Here is a 26,121-nt window from a genome sequence, read left to right as displayed (position 1 = left end):
GGCCGCATCCATCGATGCGGCCTTTTTGCGTTCTACCGATCAACCGCCATCGGTGTCGATGTCGGCGTCGGTGCTTTCGCCCGGTGCGGGGCGGTCCGGGTCAGGCTTGAAGCCGGGGCTGAATTCGTTGTTGTTGTCGTCGTGATGCTGTTTCTGATCAACTTCGCTGGCCGCACTGTCGGCCTGCCCTTTTTCGGCCGGTGCAGGCTTGGTTTGCCCCGGTGTTTGCGGGTCGATCGCCGGATCGTTGCGGTTAATCGACTCAGAGGACTGATTTTGCTGTTGCGGCGCTTGCTCGTTCATATCCACCTCATTCATAGTCCTGCCTCCCTCTTCCAGCACGACTGGAAAACGTCGGGCATGCAGATTCGAAGCCTGACGCCGTAGATTCGTTCAAAAGATCGTTGCCTGCTGCCACGCCGACTAGAGTTACCGGGGTGTTCGACGCGGCAGGCAGAAAAATTCAGCGCTGGATGAACAACTATTTCAAGCGGCAAATGTCAGTCAATTCGCGCCGGCCATTTCGCTGCGCCGGCCCCCAATACGTATCGGAGCGACACGCACATGGCAGCAATGCAGAACAGCACAGTCGAAGCAATCAAGAACAACCAGACGCAACTGCTGAGCGAATGGACCAAACGCCTCGAAGCCAGCGGCGCCACGCGCAACCTCAAGGAACATGACCTCGCGCAACAGACCCGCGATTTGCTGAGCCTGCTGCTGACCGGCCTGGAAAACGGCAATGGCAGCAAGATTGCCGCCGCAGGCTGGGAAGATACCCGCCAGTTCCTTGAAAAGCTGTCGCAAAGCCGCGCCCTGCTCGGCCAGGATTCCCAGCAAACTGCCAACTTCATCTTCGCTCTGAAGGGTCCGTTGTTCGCCCTGCTGCAAAACCATTATCAGGACCAGCCGGCACTGCTCGCCGAGCAATTGCTGGAAGTGTCCGAACTGCTCGACACCGTCGGCATGCACACCATCGGCACCTTCCAGAAATCCCGCGAGGCGGTGATCAAGCGCCAGCAGGAAGAATTGCTGGAACTGTCGACCCCGGTCGTCAAGCTGTGGGACGGCGTCCTCGCCCTGCCAATGATCGGCACCCTTGATTCGCAGCGCACCCAAGTGGTGATGGAATCGCTGCTGCAACGCATCGTCGACACCGGTTCGGAAATCGCCATCATCGACATCACCGGCGTGCCGACCGTCGACACACTGGTTGCCCAGCACCTGCTGAAAACCGTGACCGCGATCCGCCTGATGGGCGCCGATTGCATCATCAGCGGCGTGCGTCCGCAGATTGCTCAAACCATCGTCCACCTCGGTCTGGATCTGCAAGGCGTAGTGACCAAGGCCAACCTGGCCGACGCATTGAAACTGGCCCTGACCCGCTTGGGTGTCAGCCTCGTCAAGACGGCTTGACCATGGAACGTATTCCGATTCTTCAAATGGGCGAATTCCTGCTGGTGACCATTCAGGTCGACATGCACGACCAACTCGCGATGACCCTGCAGGACGATCTGTCCGAGCGCATCAGCCGGACCTCGGCGCGCGGTGTGTTGATCGACATTTCGGCGCTGGACATGGTCGATTCGTTCATCGGGCGCATGATCGGCACGATTTCCGGGCTGTCGAAAATCATGGACGCCGAAACCGTGCTGGTCGGCATGCAGCCGGCGGTGGCGATCACCCTGGTTGAGCTGGGCATGACATTGCCGGGTGTCAGTACCGCACTGAACGTCGAACGCGGGATGAAACTGCTGCGGGAACGAGTACTTGCACAATGACCGTGCGCAGCAGCGGTACTCAACCCATTCTCATTGAACAGGACGTGGTGCTGGCCCGCCAGACCACGCGCAAGCTCGCCACCGAGTGCGGCATGCGCCTGATCGACCTGACCAAACTGGTGACCGCTGTCAGCGAGCTGGCGCGTAACACCATGGTCTATGGCGGTGGTGGCGACATGGACTGGCAGGTCCTCGAGGAAAACGGCCGGGTCGGTCTGCGTCTGACCTTTCGCGACGAAGGCCCGGGCATCCCTGACATCAAACTGGCGATGACCGACGGCTGGACCTCCGGCAGCGGTCTGGGCCTGGGCCTGACCGGCGCCAAACGCCTGGTCAATGAATTCGAACTCGACACTGAGCCCGGTAAAGGCACGCGCATTACGATCACACGATGGACATGAATATCACCGGGTCGTTGACCCAGGTCCTGCCGATCGAGGACAGCAGCCAGATCGGTCACGCACGGCGCACTGCGCAGAAACTCGCCGAGCAGCATGGCTTCGATGAAAACGACGCCGGGCGCGTGGCGCTGGTGGCAACCGAACTGGCCAGTAACGTGCTCAAGCATGCCCGACGCGGCGAATTTCACCTGCGCGTACTGCCACGACCGGGCAACGGTTTCGCCATCGAGATGCAGACCGTGGATCGCGCGCAGGGCTTTGACCTGGATGCGTGTCTGGCGGATGGCTTTTCCACCGGCGGTACGCAGGGCATCGGTCTCGGCGCGGTGTCGCGTCAGACTGACGTGTTCGATGTTTACGCCGACCACCGCGGCGCCGTGCTGCTGGCGCGGATCTTTGCCCGCAGCGATCGGCAGGCCGATATCCGCTTCGGGGTCAGCCAGCATTCGTTGCATGCCGATCCAGCCTGCGGCGATGTCTGGCACCTGAAGTATGAAGGTTCGCGGATCAGCGCACTGGTGGTCGATGGCCTCGGCCATGGCGAAGACGCCGAGCGCGCAGGCCTGGCCGGGGCCCAAGCATTCGCCCGGGCACCGTTCGCCGATCCTGTGGTATTGATGGAAGACCTGCATCAGGAAATGCTCGGCACCCGCGGCGGCGCCGTGGCGTTCGCCCAGTTCGACAGCCAGCGCGACGGCCTGACGTTCGCCGGTGTCGGTAACATCGGCGCCAGTCTGCTGGAGCCTGGCAAATCCCGCGGTCTGGCCTCGCACCCCGGTATCGTTGGCGGCCAGTACCGTAAAGCCAAACCCTTTGACTATGCTCACGTGAACGGACATTTATTGATCATGTACAGCGACGGCTTACAGTCCCGTTGGAACCTTGCAGACTACCCCGGCCTGGTGCATCGCCATCCCGCCGTGATAGCCAGCGTCCTGCACCGCGACTTCTGTCGCGGCCGCGATGACGTGACGGTACTGGTCGTTGCTCTGGAGGCCGCCCATGGCTGAATCGACAACCCTGAGCCCTGCCGAGCAGGCGGCGCTCATCGCCCAGTTGCAGCGTGAAACCACTGCCCTGCGCGAAGAGCTCGATGAAACCAATCAGGGCGTGCTTGCGCTGTACGCCGAGCTCGACAATCAGGCCGAGGAACTGCGTCAGGCCTCGGATCTGAAGAGCCGGTTCCTGTCGTACATGAGCCATGAATTCCGCACGCCACTGGGCTCGATCCTGAGCATCAACAGCCTTCTCGCCGACGAACTCGACGGCCCGCTCAGTCCCGAGCAACACAAGCAGGTAGCGTTCGTCAGCACTGCTGCCCGGGAACTCAGCGACATGGTCGATGACCTGCTCGATCTGGCGAAGATCGAAGCCGGGCGCATCAGCATTTCTCCGGCCTGGTTCGACATGTTCGATCTGTTTTCCGCCTTGCGCGGCATGTTTCGGCCGATCGTCGATGCGACAGCGGTGGATCTGATCTTCGAAGAGCCGCTCGGCCTGCCGCGCCTGTATACCGACGACAAGAAGCTCGGGCAGATCCTGCGCAACTTCATTTCCAACTCGCTGAAGTTCACCACCCGTGGCGAAGTGCGCGTCTCGACGCGCATGGAAGGCGAAGACAAAGTGCGCTTCGCCGTCAGCGATACCGGCATCGGCATTGCGCCAGAACTGCATGACACGCTGTTCGAGGACTTCTCCCAGGTCGATTCGCCGTTGCAGAAACGCTTGCGCGGCACCGGTCTGGGTCTGTCACTGTGCAAGCGTTTCGCCGCGCTGCTGGGCGGTGAAGTCGGGGTTGAAAGTACCCCGGGCGTCGGCTCGACGTTCTTTGTCATCATCCCGCTGGCAATCGCTCTGGAGAACGTCGATGAATCGTGACATCCGCCTGCTGATTGTCGATGACAACGTCGCCACCCGTTACGCCTTGCGCCGGCGTCTGGAGCGCCACGGCTACGCGGTGCTCGAAGCCGGCACCGGCAGTGACGGTCTGGCCCTGATCGAGAGCGAAGCCCTCGATGCGTTGATCCTCGACGTCAACCTGCCGGACATGAGCGGTTTCGATATCGTCCGCCTGCTGCGCGCCGACCCGCGCACCGCGCTGCTGCCGGTGATCCATGTGTCAGCAGCCTCGATCCAGACCGGCGACATCATCACCGGTCTGAACGCCGGCGCCGATGCCTACCTGATTCACCCGGTCGACCCCGACGTACTGCTGGCAACGCTGCGCACCTTGCTGCGGGTGCGCGACACGGAAAACGCCCTGCGCGAAAGCGAGGCACGTTTTCGCGAGATTTTCGCCAACGTCTCGGCGCCGATTGCGGTGCTCGATGCCAATCTGAAAGTGCATGAATGCAACCATGCCTTTGCCCAGTTGATCGTCGACAACCGCGACCCGCAGGCGCTGCGTGAATGTTTCGCCGAAGATCAATGCTCGATCCTCGATGAACTGCGTCTGCGTCTGGTCGACGGCGAGCGCTGGAAAGGCACGCTGAACATGAGCGTGCAAGGCGAGATTCGCGAAACGCAGTGGCAGATTTCGCCGTACCGCACCCCGGAATTGAGCTTGGTATTCGTCGAAGACGTCACCGAACACCGCCACCGCGAGCGCTCGCATCTGGCGCGGCTGGATGACACCACCACACAATTGGCTAAGGAAGTTGCCGAACGGGTGCACGCCGAAGCGCAATTGCTGCAAGTGCAGAAAATGGATGCACTGGGCAAGCTCACCGGCGGTATCGCCCACGACTTCAACAACCTGCTGACCGGGATCATCACCAGTCTGGAACTGATTCAGAAACGCGTGGCCGATGAGCGCCTGGACAAGGTGCAGTTCTATACCGAAGCAGCGCTGAACTCGGCGATGAGCGCGGCCTCGCTGACCCATCGTCTGCTCGCGTTCGCCCGTCAGCAGCCGCTCGACACCCGGCCGGTGGATATCAACGAGCACGTTCGCTCGCTGGAAGAATTGCTGGTGCGCACCATCGGTGAGCGCATCACCCTGAAGCTGGAACTGACCAACAAATCGGCGATTGCGCTGGTGGATCCGGTGCAGCTGGAAAGCGCGGTGCTCAACCTGGTGATCAACGCCCGCGATGCCCTGCCCTCCGGCGGCAATATCTGGGTCAACACCTACGCCGCTTATTCCCACGGCGATCCGAATCTGGCCGATGGCGCTTACGTGGCGCTGTCGGTACGCGACGACGGCACCGGCATTGAACACAACGTGATCGACAAGGTGTTCGAACCGTTCTTCACCACCAAACCGTTGGGCCAGGGCACCGGGCTCGGCCTGTCGACGATTTACGGTTTTGCCCGTCAGTCTGGCGGCGACGCGCACATCCGCAGTGTTGCCCGGCGTGGCACCGAAGTGACGATCATGCTGCCCGGCACCAACGACCCGACCGGCGCCGACGTGCCTGTGCCGGTGCCTGATGCCAAAGGCAGTGGCGAACATGTGCTGATCGTCGAAGACATGGCCACTGTTCGCTTGTTCGTCAACGAAGTGCTGGAAGATGCCGGCTATCGCTGCACGCAGGCGGCGGATATCGAGTCGGCGCTGGAGCGCTTGCAGAATGACCCGTCAATCGACCTGCTGCTGACCGACGTCGGCCTGCCGCGCATGAGCGGCCGCGAACTGGCGGATGTCGCCCGCGGCTGGAACGCAGGGCTGCCGATCCTGTTCATGACCGGCTACGCCGAAACCGCGATCAACCGCCAGGTCTTCCTCGGCACAGGGATGGAAATGCTGGTCAAACCGTTCCAGATCAGCGAACTGCTCGACAAGGTCCGCCGCACGCTCGATGGCGCCTGAATCAAAGCACATCCCCCTGTAGGAGCGAGCCTGCTCGCGAAGGGGCCCGGTCAGTGAACTCATCTGTTACTGACATTCCGCTTTCGCGAGCAGGCTCACTCCTACAAGGGATCCGGGGTGTGATCACCTTTCTGGGTACACCTCGCAAACCTGTAGGAGTGAGCCTGCTCGCGATAGCGCCCGGTCAGTGAACTCACATGTTACTGACACTCCGCTTTCGCGAGCAGGCTCACTCCTACAAGGGATCCGGGCGTGACCAACTTTCTGGGTACACCTCGCAAAACTGTAGGAGCGAGCCTGCTCGCGAAGGCGTCCGGCCAGTGACCTCATCTGTTGCCGATACTCCGCTATCGCGAGCAGGCTCACTCCTACAAGGGATCCGGGGCGTGACCAACTTTCTGGGTACACCTTGCAAAACTGTAGGAGTGAGCCTGCTCGCGATAGCGCCCGTTCAGTCAACTCATCTGTTACTGACATTCCGCTTTCGCGAGCAGGCTCACTCCTACAAGGGATCCGGGGCGTGACCAACTTTCTGGGTACACCTCGCAAAACTGTAGGAGTGAGCCTGCTCGCGATAGCGTCCGGTAAGTGAACTCATCTGTTACTGACACTCCGCTTTCGCGAGCAGGCTCGCTCCCACAAGGATCTGCTGTGTTACCACTTATCTGGTTAACCCAATCAAACCTGTGGGAGCGAGCCTGCTCGCGAAGGCGTCCGACCAGTCAATTCGTCTGCGACTGACACTCCGCTTTAGCGAGCAGGCTCACACCTACAAGGGATCCGGGTGTGACCAACTTTCTGGGTACACCTCGCAAAAACTGTGGGAGCGAGCCTGCTCGCGATAGCGTCCGGTCAGTCAACTCATTTGTTACTGACACTCCGCTTTCGCGAGCAGGCTCGCTCCTACAAGGATCTGCTGTGTTACCACTTATCTGTTAACCCAATCAAACCTGTGGGAGCGAGCCTGCTCGCGAAGGCGTCCGTCCAGTGACCTCATCTGTTGCCGATACTCCGCTTTCGCGAGCAGGCTCACTCCTACAAGGGATCCGGGGTGTGACCACCTTTCTGGGTAGACTTTGCAAAACTGTAGGAGTGAGCCTGCTCGCGATAGCGCCCGTTCAGTCAACTCATCTGTTACTGACACTCCGCTTTCGCGAGCAGGCTCGCTCCTACAAGGGATCCGGGGTGTGATCACCTTTCTGGGTATACATTGCAAAACTGTAGGAGTGAGCCTGCTCGCGATAGCGCCCGTTCAGTCAACTCATCTGTTACTGACATTCCGCTATCGCGAGCAGGCTCACTCCTACAAGGGATCCGGGGTGTGACCACCTTTCTGGGTACACCTTGCAAGACTGTGGGAGCGAGCCTGCTCGCGAAGGCGTCCGTCCAGTGACCTCATCTGTTGCCGATACTCCGCTTTCGCGAGCAGGCTCACTCCTACAAGGGATCCGGGGTGTGATCACCTTTCTGGGTACACCTCGCAAACCTGTAGGAGTGAGCCTGCTCGCGATAGCGCCCGGTCAGTGAACTCACATGTTACTGACACTCCGCTTTCGCGAGCAGGCTCACTCCTACAAGGGATCCGGGTGTGACCAACTTTCTGGGTACACCTTGCAAACCTGTGGGAGCGAGCTTGCTCGCGAAGGCGTCCGGCAGGGCGCCACAATCAGCGGCTTAAAGCACGGGCAAGAAACGGCGCGGTCTTGCTCTTCTTGCTGGCGGCGACTTTCTGCGGTGTGCCGGCGGCGACGATCCTGCCGCCCTGATCGCCGGCGCCGGGGCCGATGTCGATCACCCAGTCGCTCTGCGCGACCACACGCATTTCGTGCTCGACCACGATGACCGTGTGCCCCGCCGTTACCAGCGTGTCGAGTTGCTCCAGCAACCGATCGACATCTCTGGGGTGCAATCCCGTGGTCGGCTCATCCAGCACATACAGGGTCGCGCCACGCTGACTGCGCTGCAACTCGGTTGCCAGTTTGATCCGCTGCGCCTCGCCGCCGGACAATTCCGTGGCCGGTTGCCCCAGGCGCAGATAACCCAGGCCGATATCGCGCAGCACCTCCAGCGAACGCCGGATCCCCGCCTGCTCGGCAAACACTGCCACCGCTTCATCGACGGTCAATTGCAGCACCTGGGCGATGCTCAAGCCCTGCCAGAGAATCGCCAGTGTCTCAGGGTTGTACCGCGCGCCATGGCAGGTCGGGCACGGTGCATACACGCTGGGCATGAACAGCAATTCGACGCTGACGAAACCCTCACCCTCGCAGGTGGCGCAACGGCCCTTGGCGACGTTGAAGGAAAACTGCCCGGCGTCATAGCCTGCCGCTTGCGCCTCGGGCGTCGCGGCGAACAGTTTGCGCACGTTGTCGAACAACCCGGTGTAGGTCGCCAGATTGGAACGCGGTGTGCGTCCGATCGGTTTCTGATCAACCTGTACCAGTCGCTTGATCGACTCCAGGCCGGTGGTGATCTGACCAGTGCTGGGGGTTGGCGTGTCGTCTTCCAGGCTCGGTTCTTCCGACTCGACCTCGGCTATCGGCCGGCCCAATTGCGCGCCGACCAGTTCCAGCAATGCCTGACTGACCAGACTGGATTTACCGGAGCCAGACACCCCTGTCACCGAGGTGAAACAGCCCAAGGGAAATTCAGCGCTGAGATTATTCAGGTTGTTGCGCGTGACACCCTCCAGCTTCAGCCACCCGCTCGGTTTGCGCGCGGTGCGCTCGGGGCGCTGATTTTCGGCGAACAGATAAGCCCGGGTCTGAGAATCCTCGACGGTCGACAATCCATCGGGCGGACCGCTGTACAACACCCGCCCACCCTTCTCGCCCGCTGCCGGACCGACGTCGATCAGCCAGTCGGCACGGCGCATGGTTTCGACATCATGCTCGACCACGAACAATGTGTTGCCGTCAGCCTTCAGCCGTTGCAACGCCTCGAACAGCGCCTCGCCATCAGCCGGATGCAGACCGGCCGATGGCTCGTCCAGCACATAAATCACCCCGAACAGCTGCGAACCCAACTGCGTGGCCAGGCGCAAACGCTGCAGCTCGCCCGACGACAAGGTCGGCGTACTGCGTTCCAGCGCCAGATAACCCAGGCCGAGATCGGTCAAGGTGCTGACGCGCTCCAGCAGATCTTCAGCAATGCGCTGCGCCGCAAGGCGTTTCTCCAGCGACAGATTCGGCGTGTGGCGCACGTCCGGCGCGCTGGCGTGACCACTGGCGCCATGGGCGACCCGCTGTTTGCGAGCCTCGCGCGTCTGCACATGGCTGAGGGTGTCGCCGCTCTCCTCCGCCTGTTCCAGGTAACTGGTCGCTGCCACCGGCCGCAGCACTTCGGCCACTTGCAGCAACGGCATTTGCGACAGTTCGCCGATGTCGTAACCCGCAAAAGTCACCGACAACGCCTCGCGCTTGAGCCGCTTGCCCTCGCACAACGGGCACGGGCTGCCGCGCATGAACTGCGAAACGCGCTTCTTCATCAGCGCACTTTGCGAGTGGGTAAAAGTGTGCAGGACATAGCGCCGGGCGCCGGTGAAGGTGCCCTGATAACTCGGTTCCATCTTGCGCTTGAGGGCGACGCGGGTTTCTTCCGGGGTCAGCCCGGCGTACACCGGCACGGTCGGCGTTTCTTCGGTGAAGAGAATCCAGTCGCGCTGCTTTTTCGGCAGTTTTTTCCAGGGAATGTCGACGTCGATGCCCATGGTCACGAGGATGTCGCGTAGGTTCTGGCCCTGCCAGGCCAAAGGCCAGGACGCCACGGCGCGCTGGCGGATGGTCAGGTTCGGGTCCGGCACCATCAGCGCTTCGGTCACTTCGTAGACGCGGCCAAGCCCGTGACACTCCGGGCAGGCACCCTGCGGCGTGTTCGGCGAAAAATCTTCGGCATACAACATCGGCTGCCCCGGCGGATAGCTGCCGGCGCGGGAATAAAGCATGCGGATCAGGCTCGACAATGTCGTCACGCTGCCCACCGAGGAACGCGCGCTCGGCGTGCCGCGCTGCTGTTGCAGAGCCACGGCGGGCGGCAGACCTTCGATGGAATCGACATCCGGCACGCCGACCTGATCAATCAACCGCCGCGCATACGGCGCCACCGACTCGAAATAACGCCGCTGGGCCTCGGCATACAGCGTGGAAAACGCCAGCGACGACTTGCCCGAACCCGAGACGCCGGTGAACACCACCAGCGCATCGCGGGGAATATCGACATCCACGTTCTTCAGATTGTGTTCGCGGGCGCCGCGCACGCGAACCATGCCGGCGGGTGCTTTGGAGTTGCGCTTGGAAATCATCGGCGTGCCTTGTGTTGAAAACCGGGGCAGCGCTCGGCCTCAGGTGCCGAGCACCTCGCAAATCATCTGCAGTAAAGCTTGCGGGCTGTAAGGTTTGCCGAGCAGATGCGTATCGGGACTGAGCTGGTGGTCGCGGGAAATGATGTCGCGGGTGTGGCCGGAGGTGAACAGCACCGGTACGGGTGGCATCTGCACCTTGGCCCACGCTGCAAGATCGGAGCTCTTGATCAGGCCGGGCATGACCACATCGGTGAAGATCAGATCGATTTCGATGCCTTCCAGCAACATCTGCATGGCGACGTCGCCATTGCCCGCCGTCATCACCCGATAGCCTTCTTCCCGCAGCAACTCCACGGCCGAAGCGCGTACCGCGTCGTTGTCTTCCACCACCAGAATCGTCTCGTGACCACCGCCCTTGCGTTCGCCGACGCTGGCTGTCTCTTCGCGAACCGGACGCAGACTGCGGGGGAAATACAGCTGCACTCGCGTACCTTCGCCGAGCTGGCTGTCGATCTCGACGTGGCCGCCGCTCTGTTTGACGAAGCCGAACACCATGCTCAAACCCAGCCCGGTGCCCTGTCCGTCGGCCTTGGTGGTGAAGAACGGTTCGAAGACCTGCTCGAGCATCTGTGGGGCAATACCCACACCATTGTCCCTGACCGCCACGCGCACATACTCGCCAGCCGAAATGCCTTTGCCGGCACAGAACTCGTTGTCGAGACGCACATTGGCAGCGCTGAGGCCGATAACCCCCTCGCCCTTCATCGCGTCGCGGGCGTTGATCGCCAGATTGAGAATGGCGTTTTCCAACTGGTTGCGGTCGACGTTGATGTGCCATGGCTGCGGCGGCAGCTGCACGTCGATCTGAATGGTTTCGCCCAATGCGCGTTGCAGCAATTCGCCGACGCCTTCGAAAATCTGTTGTGGATTGCACACGGCGGGCGAAAGCGGTTGGCGCCGGGCAAACGCCAGCAGTTGCGAAGACAATTTGGCACCGCGTTCGACCGCTGCCAGCGAAGCCCCGACCCGGCGTTGTACGTTGGCATTGTTCGGCTCATGCCGCGCGAGCAAATGCAGATTGCCGGCGATCACTTGCAGCAGGTTGTTGAAGTCGTGGGCGACACCACCGGTGAGGCCGCCGATGGCTTCGAGTTTCTGCGACTGCCGCAGTTGTTCTTCCGCGGCCAGTCGCGCATCGACTTCGGCGGCCACGCGCTGTTCGAGGTTGCGGGTGAATTTGAGCAGTGATTCTTCGGCGTTCTTGCGCTCATGAATATCGATCAGCACGCCGGGGAAACGAAACGGCCTGCCCTGCTCATCGAACTCACAGGCGCCGCTGGCCAACACCCACAGGTACTGACCATCGGCGCGCTGCACACGGTATTCGGCGTTGTACGGCTCGCCAGTGCGTACGCAATGGGCAACGCGGTCCTGCACCCAGGGATGGTCGTCAGGATGGATGCGCGATTCGGCGATGTCTTGTTGCAGATCGCTCAGGTCCTGGTCAGCGGGATAGGAGAAGGTGCGGGCGAAACGTTCATCGGCGGACAAGCGATTGTTCTTGATGTCCCAGACAAACGAGCCCAGCAGTGCGCCGGCATTCAAGGCCAGGCGCACGCGCTCATTGTCGGCCCGGTAGGCATCTTCCGCTGCCTGGCGCAGGCGCTCGGAATGCACCAGCTCGGTGGTCTCGACCACCATCGCCATGACGCCGCCAGGCACGCCTTCGTCGTTGGCGACCGGGCTGTAATACAAATCCATCCAGACGTCTTCCGGGACGCCGTCGCGCAGCAATACCAGTTCTTTGTTGCGATAGGACAAGGTGCCGCCGGCCAGGCAGGTGTCGACGACGTGACGATTGAATTCGGCAACCTCCGGCCAGCCCAGTTCGACTGGCACGCCGAGCAGGTAGGGATGGCGGCCGCCGGCGAATTCGGAATAGGCGTCGTTATAGATCATGTAGCCGGCGTGGCCCCAAAGCATCACCATCGGCAGCGGCGAGGCCAGCATCAGTTGCACGGTGTTGCACAGGCTGGCCGGCCAGTCGGCGAGCGGACCCAGTTCGGTATGGCTCCAGTCGAACGCACGTATGCGTCCGGCCATTTCGCCTTTCCAGCCCTCACAGCCGTGGCTTTCGGATAAAAACTGCATCGCCTGACTCAGTGTCCTTTTTTGCGGTTTTCCGATCTATCGCAACGCTTCAACGACGCGACGCCCGTGTGTTTCGAGGCTTTGAAAGCGCATTGGTTTCATTGCAGGTATAGCCGATTTGCGACGCCGAGCCATTCAGACGCCAATCAAGTGTTTGAGTGGGTGATAGCCGGTTTTCATTTTCGCCGCAACGTCGAGAATCGCCTTCTCGATTCCGTTGAGGTGGGTGCAGGTCAGCTCGATCGCAGCGCTCTGATTGCCGGCCTCGATGTACTCGAGCAAACGCAGATGTTCATCGTCGCGGCATGCCTGATGGCTGTCGTCGTCGAGCGCGGCGGCGTACAGCGAGGCGCGCGAGATCAGCTTCTGGAACCAGTCGAGCAACACCGGGTTGTTCAGACTGCGCGCCAGTTTGATGTGGAACTCGCCCAGCAGGTGAATCAGCCGTTCGTGGTCGCCGGCGGCGTGCGCGGCATCTTCCAGCAACAGGTGCGCACGCAGATCCTGCATCGCCACGGCGTCCTTGCGCCGGCACAGTTCAGTGACGATGCCGATTTCGATCAGCCGCCGGGTTTCGAACAGCGAACGGATCTCCTCGTCACTGGGCAACGACACCGACGCGCCTTTGTTGGGCTCGGTGGTGACCAGGCCGTCGGCTTCCAGTTGTTTGAGCGCAGCGCGCACCGAGGTGCGACTGACATTGAACAGTTCGGCCAGTGAGGCCTCGCCCAGCTTCATGCCGGGGCGCAACGAACGCTTGCTGATCGCCGCGTAAACCCCTTGGTAGACGCGGTCGACCGTGGTTTCCAGTTTCTTTTCGGTCATTCGAACACTCCTTTGGCATCGGACAGCCAGCCCTTGGCGATGGCTGGCCATGGAAAAAGAGCGGCAGACGCAGATTAATCCGCGCATGGCTAAATTGCATTCATATATTGCACAGCGGCGGATGAGGGTGCTGAACATCGGCCAATCGCGGGAGGTCGTTTTGGCGAGGTGATGGATTATCTGCCGACCACTCGTTGCGAGCGTGGGCAGTAGCGAACGGATTTGGCTTTGCGCCAAATAAACCGACAGACAACCCATTACCTTGTGGGAGCGAGCTTGCTCGCTCCCACAGGGATTTATGGAGTTATCTCAGTCGGTGCCGTACTTCGGCGAACGCGGTCCATACAGCAGACCCGCCGGGTGTCCGGCCGACAGCAGACGATTGCTCGCCACACCGGCAATCGGGTAACCGGCATCGGTGGAGCTATTGATGATCTGCTTCACCGCAGCAGTGATGAGCATGCCGATCAACCCACCGCCACCGTTGTTGCCACCCTCTTCACTCGATGCCCGCGCCGCTCCGGTCCAGAGCGTGGTACCACTTTTCAGGTCGACCAGTTTCGCCGTCGCCGTTACTGCGGTTTCGCTGCTGATCACCATGTAACGCGTACCGTACTCGGTCACGGTGATGTACAAGGCCGCGTCCGCGCCGAAGATTTCCTTGAGCTTGGCAGGCGGCGCCTGGTGAATGTCATCCGGGGTGGTCAGGCCGTTCTGGCGGAACGTTTCGTCGACCAGCGTGATCGGCAATACGTAGTAACCGGCTTCGGCGAGTGGAAAAGTCACCTGCGACAACAGGCTGTACGACGCCTTCACATCCGGCGAAGTGTTCAGCGGTGGCAGCACCAGGATGGTCTTGGGCCGCGCCTGTTTGTAGGCAGCGTAATCAACGGTCTTGGGCGCGACACAGCCGCCCAGCACGGTCAGGGCCAGTACGCCGGCGAACAGTTTCAAGGTACGCGAGATCATTGCACGGCTCCGGCCTTGGCGTTTTTAAGCAGAAAATCCATATAGGTGCCGGACTCGGGAAACAGCGTTTTCTCGGTGTTGAACTGCTGCACCATCTGGTCGTCCTTGCCCATGCTCAGATAGAGCAGACCAAGGTGCGCGTGGTAACCCGGCGGCACGGCCTTGCCGGTGGAACGAATCTTCTGCAGATCACGTTCGAGTGCTTCGGCCTGGGCTTCCTTAGGCTCTTCGCCTTTGAAATATTCGTAGACCTGAGGCTCGTAGCCCTCCCATTGATAGAGGGTTTTCGGGGCCGCACAACCGGCCAGCACAGTGCTGGCAGCCAGAGTCAGCGCCATCAGCGCGCGCGAAAAAAACGGGTTCATGGGTAGTGCTCCTTGCAGTGGGCGATGATCAGTTGCCCGGTTTCCAGGCGCCAGCATTCATGCCATCGACCAGACGATTGATCGCCTCGCGCATGGCCAGATCAAGGACTTTGCCGTTGAGTGTCGAGTCGTAGGCAGCGGTGCCGCCGAAACCGATGATTTCGCGATTGGACAAGGCGTACTCACCGGCGCCCTGGGTCGAATAGACCACTTCCGAGGTGCTGATGTTGACGATGTTGAGGTTGACCTTCGCGTAGGCGACCTGGGTCTTGCCACGGCCGAGAATGCCGAACAACTGATGATCGCCGGTCTCTTTGCGGCCAAACTCGGTGACATCACCGGTTACCACGTAATCGGCGCCTTTGAGACGCTGGGCCTGACCCTTGATGGTTGCTTCCTGCTGGATTTCGCCCATGTTGTCGCGATCCAGCACAGAGAAGCGGTTGGTCTGCTGCAAGTGGGTGATCAGAATGGTCTTGGCTTGACCGCCGAGACGATCGACACCATCGGAGAAGATCCCGCGCATATAGCTGGAGCGGTTGTCGAACTTGCCCACGGCCATTGGCACGCGAACCCCGGTCCAGACTTGGGATGCACTTTCAACCTTCGCCACCGGCAGCGCGCGGGAGCTTTCCGTGGCGCAGCCGGCCAATGTCGTGGCGAGGGTGCCCAGCACCGCGATGGCGACGCTTGAAACCAGCATCCGGGAGATCATTCTCATTGAATATTCCTTCGAAAAACGCAGAAGTCCCGGCACGGCAATGCGCTCGGGAGCTGAAAAGGCGCGGAATTATGACAAAGTGCCATCATTGAGAACAGGTTTTTTTTGGCGCCAATGAAATGGCTGGACCGGCCGTATGCAGTTCCACTGTGGGAGCGAGCCTGCAGGGGGTTGAGGTTTGGCTTGGGTGCCTGGAATCAGTGAAAATCCCGGCTCTGCACGTGAATGCCGTTGAGCAGTGGGCTGAGGTCGCTCATGCGCCCGGCGATCAAGTGGCGCACATCGCCTTCGCGTTCCCAGCGGCCATCGACCTTGAGCAATTGCGAACCGACCAGCACCTGTCGCTGACGCTCGGCCAGATCACGCCAGACCACCACATTGACGTTGCCGAACTCGTCTTCCAGGGTTACGAACGTCACACCGCTGGCCGTGCCGGGGCGCTGCCGGCCGGTGACCAGCCCGGCCACGCTCACCGGCCGGCCATGTTCTATATCCAGCAATTCCCGCGAGCTGCGGCAGCGCCGCGCCTGCAACTCGCCACGCAATAACGCCAGCGGATGCGGCCCCAGTGTGGTGCCCACCGTGGCGTAATCGGCATGCAGGTCTTCGCCAACGCTGGGTTTGGGCAGGACGATTTTGTCTTCTTCTTCGTTGGGCAGTCCGGCGAACAGGCCGAGTTGCTTCTGCACCCCGGCCACCTCCCAGCGCGCACGATGGCGGTGCCCGGCCAGACCGCGCAAGGCGCCGGAGTCCGCCAGCAAGGCCTGCGCGCGACTGTCGAGGGCGGCGCGTTCGCCCAGATCCGCGACATCGGCAAAGGCTCCGTGGCGGCGCGCGCTTTCAATGCGCCGGGCGTCCTCTTCGCGAAAGCCTTTGATCATGCGCAGGCCCATACGAATCGCCGGTTGCCCGGCACTCAGCGGCTCGAGGCTGCAATCCCAATCGCTGGCCCGCACATCCACCGGGCGGATCTGCAATTGGTGTCGGCGCGCGTCCTGCAGAATCTGATCAGGGCTGTAAAAGCCCATCGGCCAACTGTTGATCAACGCACAGGCAAACGCCGCCGGCTCGTGGCATTTGAGCCAGCAACTGGCATAGGTCAGCAAGGCGAAACTGGCGGCGTGGGATTCGGGGAAGCCGTAACTGCCGAAGCCTTTGATCTGCTCGAAGATCTGCGCGGCGAATTCCGGGGTGTAGCCGTTTTTTTGCATGCCGGCGGCCAGACGTTCCTTGTGCGGTTCCAGTCCGCCATGGCGCTTCCACGCAGCCATGGAACGACGCAGCTCATCAGCCTCGCCGGGGCTGTAGTCGGCAGCGACGATGGCGATCTGCATGACCTGCTCCTGAAACAGCGGCACGCCCAGGGTTCTTTTCAGCACGACTTCGAGCGCCGGCGACGGATAGGTTTCCGCCTCTTCGTTATTACGCCGGCGCAGATACGGATGCACCATGCCGCCCTGAATCGGCCCCGGCCGGACGATCGCCACTTCGATCACCAGATCGTAGAACGTCTGCGGTTTCAGGCGCGGCAGCATCGACATCTGCGCGCGCGACTCGATCTGGAACACGCCGACGGTATCGGCGCGGCTGATCATTGCGTAGGTCGGTTTGTCTTCGGGCGGGATCGTCGCGAGCGTCAGATCCAGTTCGCGATGCCGGCGCAGCAGGTCGAAACAACGACGGATCGCACTGAGCATGCCCAAGGCGAGGATATCCACCTTGAGCAGGCCGACCGCATCGAGGTCGTCCTTGTCCCATTGAATGATGGTGCGATCGGCCATGGCTGCGTTTTCGACCGGCACCAGGGTGTCCAGCGGCTGCTCGGAAATCACGAAACCGCCAGGGTGCTGCGACAGGTGCCGGGGGAAGCCGATCAGTTGCCCGGTCAGGCTCAACACCCGGCGCAGCACCGGACTGTCCGGGTCGAAGCCACCCTCGCGCAAGCGCTCCAGCGGCGGCGTTTCATCACTCCAGCGGCCGCAGCAATCAGCCAGCGCATTGATCTGATCCGGCGGCAGCCCCAGAGCTTTGGCCACATCGCGCACGGCGCCGGTGGCATGGTAGGTGCTGACCACCGCCGTCAGCGCAGCGCGCCGCCGACCGTAACGGTTGAACACGTATTGCAGGACTTCTTCGCGGCGCTCGTGCTCGAAATCGACGTCGATATCCGGCGGCTCGTTGCGCTCCCTGGACATGAAGCGCTCGAACAGCAGCGTGGTGCGATCCGGATCGATCTCGGTGATGCCCAGGGCAAAACACACCGCCGAATTGGCTGCCGAACCGCGGCCCTGGCAGAGGATTTTCTGCGTGCGGGCAAAGCGCACTACGTCGTGCACGGTGAGGAAGTAGCTTTCGTAGCCGAGTTCGGCGATCAGTTGCAGTTCGTCGTCAATCTGCTTGAGTACCGTGGCCTGAGGCCCTTCCGGCCAGCGCCAGGCGATGCCTTCCTCGGTCAGTTGCCGCAACCAGGAACTGGCACAGTGGCCCTCGGGCACCAGCTCTTTCGGATATTGATAGCGCAGTTCGCTCAGATCGAAGGTGCAGCGTCGGGCCAGATTCACCGATTCCTCGAGCAAGGCCGGCGGATACAACTCGCGCAGCACATCGAGACAGCGCAGATGCCGCTCGCCATTGGGGTGCAGACGCAGACCCGCCTCGGCCACCGGGACGTGATGACGAATCGCGGTCATGGTGTCCTGCAAGGCACGGCGGCCCCGGGCGTGCATGTGCACATCGCCGCTGGCCAGCGCTGGAATCTGCAGTTCAGTCGCCAGAGCCAACAATGCCGCCAAGCGCTGCTGATCATTCTGCCCGCGATGCAGTTGCACCGTGAGCCACAGGCGGTCGCCGAAAGTCTGTTTCAGCCAGCGGCCCTCTTCCCGGTCATCCGCCGAATCCGGCACCCACACCACCAGCAACCCCGGCAGCGCTTGGTCGAAGTCTTCACGCAGTACCTGATACTGGCCTTTCTGCGTACGTCGCCGGGCGCGGGTGATCAAACCGCAGAGGGCCTGATAACCGGCAAGGTTCTCCACCAACAGCACCAGTTTCGGTCCGTTGTCGATGCGCATCTCGCTGCCGATAATCAGCGGCAATTCGACGGACTTTGCCGCTTGCCATGCGCGGACGATCCCGGCCAGGGTGCATTCATCGGTGATCGCCAGCGCCTGATAACCCTGCTTTTTCGCCCGTTGAAACAGCTCCAGTGCACTCGAGGCACCACGCTGGAAACTGAAGTTCGACAGGCAATGCAGTTCGGCATATCCGGTGTTCATGCGAACCAGCCCTGCAGCCACAGCGGACCGCCCTCACCCACGGCGCGCCAGGCCCAGCCTTGTTGACCGGCGCGGTTCTGGATCAGGTAATAATCACGCCGCACGTCGCCACCGTCCCACCAACCGGATTCGATGCGTTCCGGCCCCATGAGAATCCGCGCCGAACCTTCCGGCACGCTTTGCAGTTCATTGAGCAGCCAGCCGGGACGCTGGACGCTGGGCAAACCTGTGCAAGGCTGTTTATCGACGGCGTTCTGCCATGCGCACTCGGGGCGATGATCGGCCTGAAAGCGCAACCCCTGCACGGCATCATCACCCAGCCGTGCGCGCAGGCGTTCGCGCAATTGTTCCCAGGGCAAAGTCTGCTGCGGGCGGTCGTCGAACAGCTGCTGATACTGCGGCACGAAACTCGGCAGGTCTTCGGCGCGCAAGCGAAAACCCCGTACCGGCGCCTCGACCTGCACGTGTTCGAGTCGCCCACGGGCCAACTCGAAGAGCATTGCCGCATCACGTTCGGCACTGAGCAGACCGACCTTGATCACCGTGTCCGGCAGCCCTGCGTGTTCCAGATGCAAATCGAAACGCTGCACGCCACTGTCGCGCCCGCAAAGGAATGCCGACAGATCGCCGGTCAGGCGTCGTAACGGAAACAGCAAGGCCTGATGGGATTGCACGTCGAAATTCAGTTCGATGCGAATATCGAAACGGTCTGGCGGCAGATAGAACGCCAGCGCCAGAGGGCGTGCGCCGAACAGCGTGTCGAGGTGTTTGAGCATCTGCGCCTCGAAACGTCGGGCCAGTGCCTGACGTGGCAGGCTTTGTACCTGACTGAGATTGCGCAGGCCCATGCGCGACAACGCCGTAGCGACATTGGGTTCCAGGCCGACACGGTCGACAGGCAATTGCCCGAGGTGATGCTGCAAGGCTTCGCCGTCCGGCACCACCAGGCCATCGTAAGCATTGGCCAGCACCCGCGCGGCCACCGGGTTCGGCGCCGCGACGATACGGTGCCGAAAGCCGAGGTCTTGCAACTCTTGGCGCAGGCGAGCTTCGAATTGCGGCCAGGTGCCGAACAGGCCCAGGCTCGATTCAATCTCGAACACCACGGTGCGAGGGTAATGCACGCTGACCTGCGCGCTGAAGCGATAGGCCCACGCAGCAAGAAACTGCTGCCAGTGTTCGACCTCGGCCACCTCGTAATCAGCGGTGGCAAAGCCTTTGCTCATGGCTTGCGCGGCAGTCATCGACATGCCGGGGCGCAGGCCGAGTTTACGCGCCGCCGGATTCACTGCTTGCAGCACCCTGCGCTGGGCCGGGCCGCTGAGCAGCACCAACGGCTCATCAGGATCGGGCCGCTGACGCAGCACGGCGTCGAGGGCCAATTGCGGAAACAGAATACATACCCAGCGCATGACGATCAGTGCCCCACGGCAAAGGCAATCGGCGCCGCACGCGCCAGCCCGCCACGGCACTTGAGCACCCGTAGCTGGGCCGGTCTGGCATCGATGGCAATCCGTAACGCTGCCGGTGAGGGGTTGACCGCTTCGCTCAACGGGCGCCAGGCAAAGGCCAGGGTCTGGCCGGTTTCCGCCGCCACCTGCAAACGCCGCAGCGCACGGTCATCGGCCTTGTTCGGCCAGCACAGCACTGCACCGCAACTGCCCGAGCGCAAGCACTGCTCCGCCGCCCACAAGGCATCGCGTTCGCTGGCCTGAATCACCGACAACTGGCGCAGATCAACCCCGGCATTGGCCCAGGCCTGCGGGTACGGCACAAATGGCGGTGCCACCAGCACGATGCGTTCACCCGCCGCCGACAATCGCGCCAGGGTCGGCCAGACCAGTTGCAGTTCACCGACACCGGGGCCGGCGAGGAGGATTTCGCTCAGCGCCGCTTCCGGCCAGCCGCCGCTGGGCAGGGCCGCGTCCAGAGCAGCATGCCCGGTCGGCTGCGGGCTCGCCGCCGGTGGCGCAGGCCGGCCGCGCCAGACCTGGCCGCCATTGAACAGCGTATCCAGTGCAACGACGGCGCCCATCAGCCTTGCCTCACCAGGCCACAGAACACGCCTTCGATGGCCAGATCCTGATCATCACGCACAACGATCGGCTGATAGGCCGGGTTGCGCGGCAACAGGCGCACTTCATCACCGACCCGTTCGAAGCGTTTGATGGTGACTTCACCGTCCAGACGCGCAACGACGATCTGGCCGTTGAGCGCTTCGGGATTGCGCCGCACCCCGACCAGATCACCGTCGAGGATGCCGTCTTCGATCATCGAGTCGCCCTGCACCCGCAGCATGTAATCCGGGGTCCGGGAGAACAGTGCCGGGTCGAGCAGCAAACGGTTATGGATGTCGGCATCGGCGCCAATCGGCGCACCGGCGGCCACGCGACCGAGCACGGGGATCTCCAGCAGCTCCGGACGCGGCGGTTGCCCCAGCAGGCGAATGCCGCGGGCCTGATGCGGATTGACCTCGATGAAACCGGCTTCGGATAGCGCCAGCACATGCTTGCGCGCCACGCTGCGCGAGGCAAAACCAAACGCCTCGCTGATTTCAGCGAGGCTTGGGGGCTGACCGTGCTCGGCGATGCGATCGCGGATAAAGGTCAGAATGGCGGTACGGCGGGGAGTCAGGTTTGTCATGGAGTACATTTGTACTCCTCCGGGAATTTTATGACAAGAACCGCCAGTCGGCGTAGGCGCTGCCGAAGGCTGCGATCTTTTGATCTTGCTTTTAAAAGTCAAAGTCAAAGTCAAAAGATCGCAGCCTCGTTTCACTCGTCAGCTCCTACAGAATCCTCATGTCTCTGTAAGAATGCGGGGAGGCGAAGAATCAAGCTGCGCCAGATACTCCCACGGATAGATCCCGCGTTGATGCCCATCGCTGAACACCAGTTGCACGCCATACCCCTGCGGGTTGAGTTCGATCAGGCGTACGCGATCATCAACCAGCGGCGTGACGCCGCGCAGGCGAAACGCGCGGCATTGCGAGCACGGGCATTGCCGGCGCAGATCGGCGTGCTTGAGCAGCGATTCACGCCCGTCCGGCCAACTCAGCCGCAACGTGCGCGCACTCTGCGAGTTGCCCACCGACAACGGGTTCATTGCAACTGACTCAATGCGATGCGCACGGCTTTGCGCACTTCCGGGTCGCCGTCGTCCTGCGCTGCCTGCAACGCGGCCACGGCGCCGCGATCGTTTAACTCTCCAAGAGCCAGCGCGGCCTCTTTGCGCAGGTTGCTGATGCGGTGGCCGAGAGTATCAATCAGCGCATCCAGCGCCGGGACGAAGCGCAGTCGACCGAGGCTGCGGGTGGCGCGCAGCCGCACTTGCCAATAGTCATCGCTCAGCGCTTCGACCAAAGCCGGGCCGGCGTCGCTGTGGCCGACCTTGCCCAACGTGGTCGCGGCTTCTTCGCGCACTTGCCAGGCATGATCGTGCAAGGCCTGGCGCAGCGCCGGCAGCACTTCGGCGCCGCTGGCCAGACCGAGCGCACCGGTGGCGGCGCGGCGCACTTCGGTGTCCGGATCGGCGCTGGCCAGGCGGGCCAAGGCTGGCAGTGCGTCGAGCTGTTTGAGCCAGCCGAGTACGCCGACCGCTTCGCGACGGACATTGGCATCGGCATCACCCAACGCTGCGAGGGCAGCCGGCGCGGCCTCGGCGAAACGCAATTCTCGCAACGCTCGAAATGCAGCGATACGCACACGGACGTCGGCATGGGCGCTCCACGGCAGAATCACCCGCCCTGCCGCTGCAGTCTTGAGCAGGCTCAGACTCTGCGCGGCCGCCGACTGTACGGCGGGCGACGGATCCGTCAGCGCTTCGCACAAGGCTTGCACGACCGCTTCGTCTTCCCACGCTTCAAGCAATCGCGCAGCTTCAGCCCGAACATCCTCAGCGGGATCCTGGCGTAGTCGATCGACCAGCCAGAGCAAGCCATCCGGTTCTTCGAGATCGGCCAGATCAATCAGGGCAATGCGCCGCACGCCGGCGTCTTCCGCCGTCAGGCGCGGTTGCAGGGCGAGGATGTCTTCGTTATCGGTCACAGCAAAAATAGAGGTCATAGGGCAAATCGCGGCAAAGGGTTTTCAGGAGGCAGACCGAGCGGATTGAGGCGCGGCAGCGGTCGGTCGTTGTCGTGGCGCAGCAAGTCGAGGCAGTGGCGTTTGAGGCGGGCGAACTCGGGACTGGTCACCAGTTCACTGGTGCGCGGGCGTGCAAAGTCCAGACGCAAGTCTTCGATGATCCGCCCCGGTCGCGCGCTCATCACCAGCAAGCGATCGGCAAGAAACAGCGCCTCGTCGATGTCGTGGGTAACGAAGACCACGGTGGTGCGGATGCGCGTCCAGATGTCCAGCAGCAATTCCTGCATGTTCAAGCGGGTCAGCGCATCCAGCGCACCGAACGGCTCGTCCATCAGCAACAGACGCGGGCGATTGACCAGCACCCGGGCGATCTCGACCCGTTGCTGCATGCCACCAGAGAGCTGATCCGGCCAGCGTTCGGCAAAGTCTTCGAGCCCAACCAGCTTGAGCATGTCGTCAGCGGCGCGATGCCGCTCAGCCTTGCCGACGCCGCCCATCTTCAGGCCGAAGGCGACGTTGTCGCGCACCGTGCGCCACGGGAACAGCGTGTGATGCTGGAACACCATGCCGCGCTGCGGTGACGGGCCGGCCACTTCACTCCCGTCGACTTTCAGCCTGCCGGCCCTGGCATTCAAGTGGCCCGCCAGGGCGCCGAGCAAGGTCGACTTGCCGCAACCGGACGGGCCGAGGATGCAGACGAACTGACCGGGTTCGATCTGGCAATCGAGGCCCTGCACTGCTTCGAAGGCTTCGCGGCCCTGGCCGAGGACGATGGACAACTGGCGGATGTCGATCCGCCCTTCCGGGGTTTGCATCACGCTCATCAGGCTTTGCCTCGCGGTCGATGCCAGGGCGTGAACAAGCCGCCCAGGCGTTTGATCAGCCAACTGCTGCCCATGCCCAACACGCCGATCAGGAGCATGCCGACGACAATGTCGGCGTAGTTCTGAATGGTGTAGGACTCCCAGGTGTAATAACCGATACCGAACTGCCCGGAGATCATTTCCGCCGTCACCAGACAGAACCACGAAGTGCCCATGCCGATCGCCAGGCCAGTGATGATGCTCGGCGCAGCGCCCGGCAGGATCACTTCCAGCAGAATCGCCCCGCGCCCTGCTCCTAGGCTCTTCGCCGAAGCAATCAGACGTGGATCGACGCCTTCTACGCCGTGCACGGTGTTGAGCAGGATCGGGAACAGCGCGCCGGTGAAAGTGATGAAGACCATCGACAACTCCGAGGACGGAAACATCAGGATCGCCAGCGGAATCCAGGCCACGGCGGGGATCGGGCGGATGACTTCCAGTGGTGGCAGCAGGATGTCTTCGGCCCATTTCGAACGGCCGATGGCCAGACCCAGAGCGATGCCGATCAGCAATGCGGCGAGGTAGCCGGCAAAGACCCGACCGAGACTGCTGCTCAAGTGCTGCCAGAGTTTGCCGGAGTCGCCCAGTCCCAGCGCGGCTTCGATCACCGCCAGTGGCGTCGGCACGTTGGCAAAGGTCACCAGGCCGAGGTTCCAGTGATGGCTGGCGGCGAGTTGCCAGAAGAGCAGGCAGAGCAGCAGGGAGGCAGCTCTCGATGTCCAGCGCAACGGTGTTTTCATGGAGCGGGTTTCCAGTTCGTGTTCTGTGTGATGGCTGAGATCTACCCCCTCACCCCAGCCCTCCCGAAACGTCGGACCGCCCCCAAGGGGGCGAGGGGGAAAGGGAGCCGACCTGCGTGCTTTTCAAAACCTGAGTTCGACCCGATATTTCACGTCGGCATATCTTCCACAAACAACTCGGTCAGTCCCCTCTCCCTCCGGGAGAGGGCCAGGGTGAGGGGCTTTTGAGCTTCAGCGCGCGGCAACGGCTTGCGCAGTGGCATCGCTGAAATCGAACACCTTGCCGCCCTGCGCCGTGGCGTATTGCTGGGCCTGGCCCTTGAGCAGAAATGCGCTGAGGCGGCCCTTGGCATCGCTGGCAAACCAGGCTTGTTCAGCGAGCAACTTGATCCCGCTGTCACTGGCCTGCGCATACACCGCACGAATGTTCTTGCCCTCCTGCTTGAGCGCAGCCAGGGCGGTGAACGCCGATTCAGCCGAGCCATAACGGCGGACTTTTTCCTCACCGCGCACCCAGATCTCAGCGACATGGCTAACGTCGGCGATGGCCTTGCCCGTCGCTGCATCCACACCCGGCAATGGCGTCTGTGCGTAGTTGGCCAGTTGCGCGGTGTAATCGAGGTTCGAGGCCTTGAAAGCGGCGCGGATGTACTGGTCGTCGATGAAAGTATTCAGATCAAGCCCGCGATCGGCTTTCTTCAGCAATTTCAACGTATCGATGGCGGTGCCGACGGCCTGACGATATTCAGGTTTCCAGCTCAGGTCGCGGGTCTGCACGCCCAGCGGGCCGTGGAACAGGTAGTTGACCTCGGCATCGACGCCGGTGACTTTGGCGATCAGCTCGCTGTACTTCTCCGGCTCGGCGGCGAGCAGTTGGTTGGCTTCGATGCTGGCGCGCAGGTAGGCGACGACAATTTCCGGGTACTTCTTCGCATAGGCCTGATCCACCAGCGCGCCGTGGAAGGTCGGCGCGTTGGCCTGGGCGCCGTCGTAGATCTTGCGGGCGAAACCACGGCTCGGGAACAGTTCGGCGAACGGCACGAAATCGGCGTGGGCATCGATCTTCCCGGCTTGCAGGGCGGAGCCGGCGACTTCCGGCGGCTGGGCGATGATGTTGACATCCTTGAGCGGGTCCCAGCCCTGCTCTGCCACGGCGCGCAGCAACATGCCGTGGGCCGTCGAGGCGAATGGCACCGAAATGGTCTTGCCCTTGAGTTCACTCAAGCTCTGCACGGCCGAGGCGCTCGGTACGACGATGCCGTTGCCGCTGCCCTTGATGCTGCCCGACAGCACGCTGATGAACAGGCTGTGCTTGCCCGCCGTTTCGAACGCCACACCATTGAACGCACCGGGGAAATCAGCCATGGCGCCGAAGTCGAGTTTGCCCGCGACCATCTCGTTGGTCAGCGGCGCGCCACTGGTGAAATTCTTCCATTGCACGTCGTACTTCGCGTCTTTGTAGGCGCCGTCGTGGGGCAGGTATTTTTCCAGCAGACCGAGTTCACGGATCAACAGCCCGCCGGCGGCGCAGTTGATGGTGGTGTCCTGAGTGCCGATGGCGATGCGGATGGTTTCGGCCGAGGCCGACAAGGTCAACGAAGCCAGTACCAGACCGGCAAGTGCTGCACGCAACATGAGTGTTTCCCCTCGAATCATTGGTTTGAAATTCGTCTCCGCCGCGATCAGGGCGCGGTGGGAAACGAGGGGTTTTCGGTGAATCGAGCGTCCGGGGTTTCCGGATGGCTTTGGTTTGTCACATTTCCAAATGTAGGAGTGAGCCTGCTCGCGATAGCGGTGTGTCAGCTAACACATCTACATCTGACCCACCGCTATC

At 62.0% G+C, this 26,121-nt stretch carries 22 protein-coding genes; 6 read left to right on the top strand and 16 right to left on the bottom strand.

All coding sequences use genetic code 11. The features are described from left to right. Positions 1–39: 39 nt before the first annotated feature. Positions 40–303 carry a hypothetical protein gene (locus LIS66_RS12100; protein ID WP_042610415.1) on the bottom strand — a complete coding sequence of 88 codons (264 nt, stop codon included), beginning with the start codon at positions 301–303 and terminating at the stop codon, positions 40–42. Positions 304–564: 261 nt separating this feature from the next. On the opposite strand from LIS66_RS12100, the gene LIS66_RS12095 reads away from it, so the two are divergent. Genes LIS66_RS12095 through LIS66_RS12070 form a run of 6 tightly spaced genes read left to right on the top strand, consistent with a single transcriptional unit; the run spans position 565 to position 5,993 of the window. After that, positions 565–1,416 carry an STAS domain-containing protein gene (locus LIS66_RS12095; protein ID WP_227974371.1) on the top strand — a complete coding sequence of 284 codons (852 nt, stop codon included), beginning with the start codon at positions 565–567 and terminating at the stop codon, positions 1,414–1,416. 2 nt (positions 1,417–1,418) lie between these two features. Continuing rightward, the gene (locus tag LIS66_RS12090) at positions 1,419–1,781 is read left to right on the top strand and encodes an STAS domain-containing protein (protein WP_042610323.1); all 363 of its coding nucleotides are present in this window, start codon (positions 1,419–1,421) and stop codon (positions 1,779–1,781) included. Beyond that, positions 1,778–2,182, top strand: coding sequence for an anti-sigma regulatory factor (locus tag LIS66_RS12085; protein ID WP_042610322.1), 405 nt, complete (start codon positions 1,778–1,780; stop codon positions 2,180–2,182). The genes LIS66_RS12090 and LIS66_RS12085 overlap by 4 nt, the downstream gene beginning before the upstream one ends. Next, complete coding sequence (locus LIS66_RS12080) at positions 2,179–3,192, top strand: ATP-binding protein (RefSeq protein ID WP_064362040.1); 1,014 nt, start codon at positions 2,179–2,181, stop codon at positions 3,190–3,192. The genes LIS66_RS12085 and LIS66_RS12080 overlap by 4 nt, the downstream gene beginning before the upstream one ends. Beyond that, positions 3,185–4,060: a sensor histidine kinase gene (locus tag LIS66_RS12075; RefSeq protein WP_042610321.1), complete on the top strand. Its 876-nt coding sequence runs from the start codon at positions 3,185–3,187 to the stop codon at positions 4,058–4,060. Before LIS66_RS12080 ends, LIS66_RS12075 begins: the two co-directional genes overlap by 8 nt. Next, the gene (locus LIS66_RS12070) at positions 4,050–5,993 is read left to right on the top strand and encodes a response regulator (protein ID WP_227974370.1); all 1,944 of its coding nucleotides are present in this window, start codon (positions 4,050–4,052) and stop codon (positions 5,991–5,993) included. Before LIS66_RS12075 ends, LIS66_RS12070 begins: the two co-directional genes overlap by 11 nt. A 1,666-nt stretch (positions 5,994–7,659) precedes the next feature. Here the strand turns inward: LIS66_RS12070 and LIS66_RS12065 are convergent. From LIS66_RS12065 to LIS66_RS11995, 15 genes are all read right to left on the bottom strand, one after another. Next, on the bottom strand, positions 7,660–10,293 hold the full coding sequence (locus LIS66_RS12065) for an excinuclease ABC subunit UvrA (protein WP_227974369.1): 2,634 nt from the start codon (positions 10,291–10,293) through the stop codon (positions 7,660–7,662). Positions 10,294–10,332: 39 nt separating this feature from the next. Then, positions 10,333–12,444, bottom strand: a complete 2,112-nt coding sequence (locus LIS66_RS12060) for a PAS domain-containing hybrid sensor histidine kinase/response regulator (protein WP_227974368.1) — start codon at positions 12,442–12,444, stop codon at positions 10,333–10,335. Positions 12,445–12,579: 135 nt separating this feature from the next. Continuing rightward, positions 12,580–13,269, bottom strand: a complete 690-nt coding sequence (locus tag LIS66_RS12055; RefSeq protein WP_042610317.1) for a GntR family transcriptional regulator — start codon at positions 13,267–13,269, stop codon at positions 12,580–12,582. Between the two features lie 309 nt (positions 13,270–13,578). After that, positions 13,579–14,238, bottom strand: coding sequence for a DUF799 domain-containing protein (locus LIS66_RS12050; RefSeq protein WP_064361803.1), 660 nt, complete (start codon positions 14,236–14,238; stop codon positions 13,579–13,581). Further along, positions 14,235–14,603 carry a DUF4810 domain-containing protein gene (locus tag LIS66_RS12045; protein ID WP_083352940.1) on the bottom strand — a complete coding sequence of 123 codons (369 nt, stop codon included), beginning with the start codon at positions 14,601–14,603 and terminating at the stop codon, positions 14,235–14,237. The genes LIS66_RS12050 and LIS66_RS12045 overlap by 4 nt, the downstream gene beginning before the upstream one ends. A gap of 28 nt (positions 14,604–14,631) precedes the next feature. After that, entirely contained in the window at positions 14,632–15,306 is a 675-nt protein-coding gene (locus tag LIS66_RS12040) for a CsgG/HfaB family protein (RefSeq protein WP_161806066.1), read from the bottom strand. Between the two features lie 215 nt (positions 15,307–15,521). Continuing rightward, positions 15,522–18,599: an error-prone DNA polymerase gene (locus tag LIS66_RS12035; RefSeq protein WP_227974367.1), complete on the bottom strand. Its 3,078-nt coding sequence runs from the start codon at positions 18,597–18,599 to the stop codon at positions 15,522–15,524. After that, complete coding sequence (locus LIS66_RS12030) at positions 18,596–20,011, bottom strand: Y-family DNA polymerase (RefSeq protein ID WP_123418390.1); 1,416 nt, start codon at positions 20,009–20,011, stop codon at positions 18,596–18,598. The genes LIS66_RS12035 and LIS66_RS12030 overlap by 4 nt, the downstream gene beginning before the upstream one ends. A gap of 5 nt (positions 20,012–20,016) precedes the next feature. Further along, positions 20,017–20,634, bottom strand: coding sequence for a translesion DNA synthesis-associated protein ImuA (gene imuA / locus LIS66_RS12025; RefSeq protein WP_042610311.1), 618 nt, complete (start codon positions 20,632–20,634; stop codon positions 20,017–20,019). Next, on the bottom strand, positions 20,634–21,251 hold the full coding sequence (lexA, locus tag LIS66_RS12020; RefSeq protein WP_227974366.1) for a transcriptional repressor LexA: 618 nt from the start codon (positions 21,249–21,251) through the stop codon (positions 20,634–20,636). The genes imuA and lexA overlap by 1 nt, the downstream gene beginning before the upstream one ends. A gap of 147 nt (positions 21,252–21,398) precedes the next feature. Further along, positions 21,399–21,704 carry a DUF971 domain-containing protein gene (locus LIS66_RS12015; RefSeq protein WP_227974365.1) on the bottom strand — a complete coding sequence of 102 codons (306 nt, stop codon included), beginning with the start codon at positions 21,702–21,704 and terminating at the stop codon, positions 21,399–21,401. After that, positions 21,701–22,663 (bottom strand): HEAT repeat domain-containing protein, encoded by a 963-nt coding sequence (locus tag LIS66_RS12010; RefSeq protein ID WP_227974364.1) that lies wholly within the window; start codon positions 22,661–22,663, stop codon positions 21,701–21,703. Before LIS66_RS12010 ends, LIS66_RS12015 begins: the two co-directional genes overlap by 4 nt. Continuing rightward, on the bottom strand, positions 22,660–23,508 hold the full coding sequence (locus LIS66_RS12005) for an ABC transporter ATP-binding protein (RefSeq protein WP_227974363.1): 849 nt from the start codon (positions 23,506–23,508) through the stop codon (positions 22,660–22,662). The genes LIS66_RS12010 and LIS66_RS12005 overlap by 4 nt, the downstream gene beginning before the upstream one ends. Next, complete coding sequence (locus LIS66_RS12000) at positions 23,508–24,287, bottom strand: ABC transporter permease (RefSeq protein WP_227974362.1); 780 nt, start codon at positions 24,285–24,287, stop codon at positions 23,508–23,510. The genes LIS66_RS12005 and LIS66_RS12000 overlap by 1 nt, the downstream gene beginning before the upstream one ends. A gap of 231 nt (positions 24,288–24,518) precedes the next feature. After that, positions 24,519–25,943, bottom strand: a complete 1,425-nt coding sequence (locus LIS66_RS11995; RefSeq protein ID WP_177330586.1) for an ABC transporter substrate-binding protein — start codon at positions 25,941–25,943, stop codon at positions 24,519–24,521. Between the last annotated feature and the right edge of the window lie 178 nt (positions 25,944–26,121).

The organism is Pseudomonas sp. HN2, from assembly GCF_020736465.1.
Taxonomy (GTDB): domain Bacteria; phylum Pseudomonadota; class Gammaproteobacteria; order Pseudomonadales; family Pseudomonadaceae; genus Aquipseudomonas; species Aquipseudomonas moraviensis_A.
The sequence above is the reverse complement of the archived record's forward strand: the minus strand, read 5'-3'. Positions and strand labels throughout refer to the sequence as shown.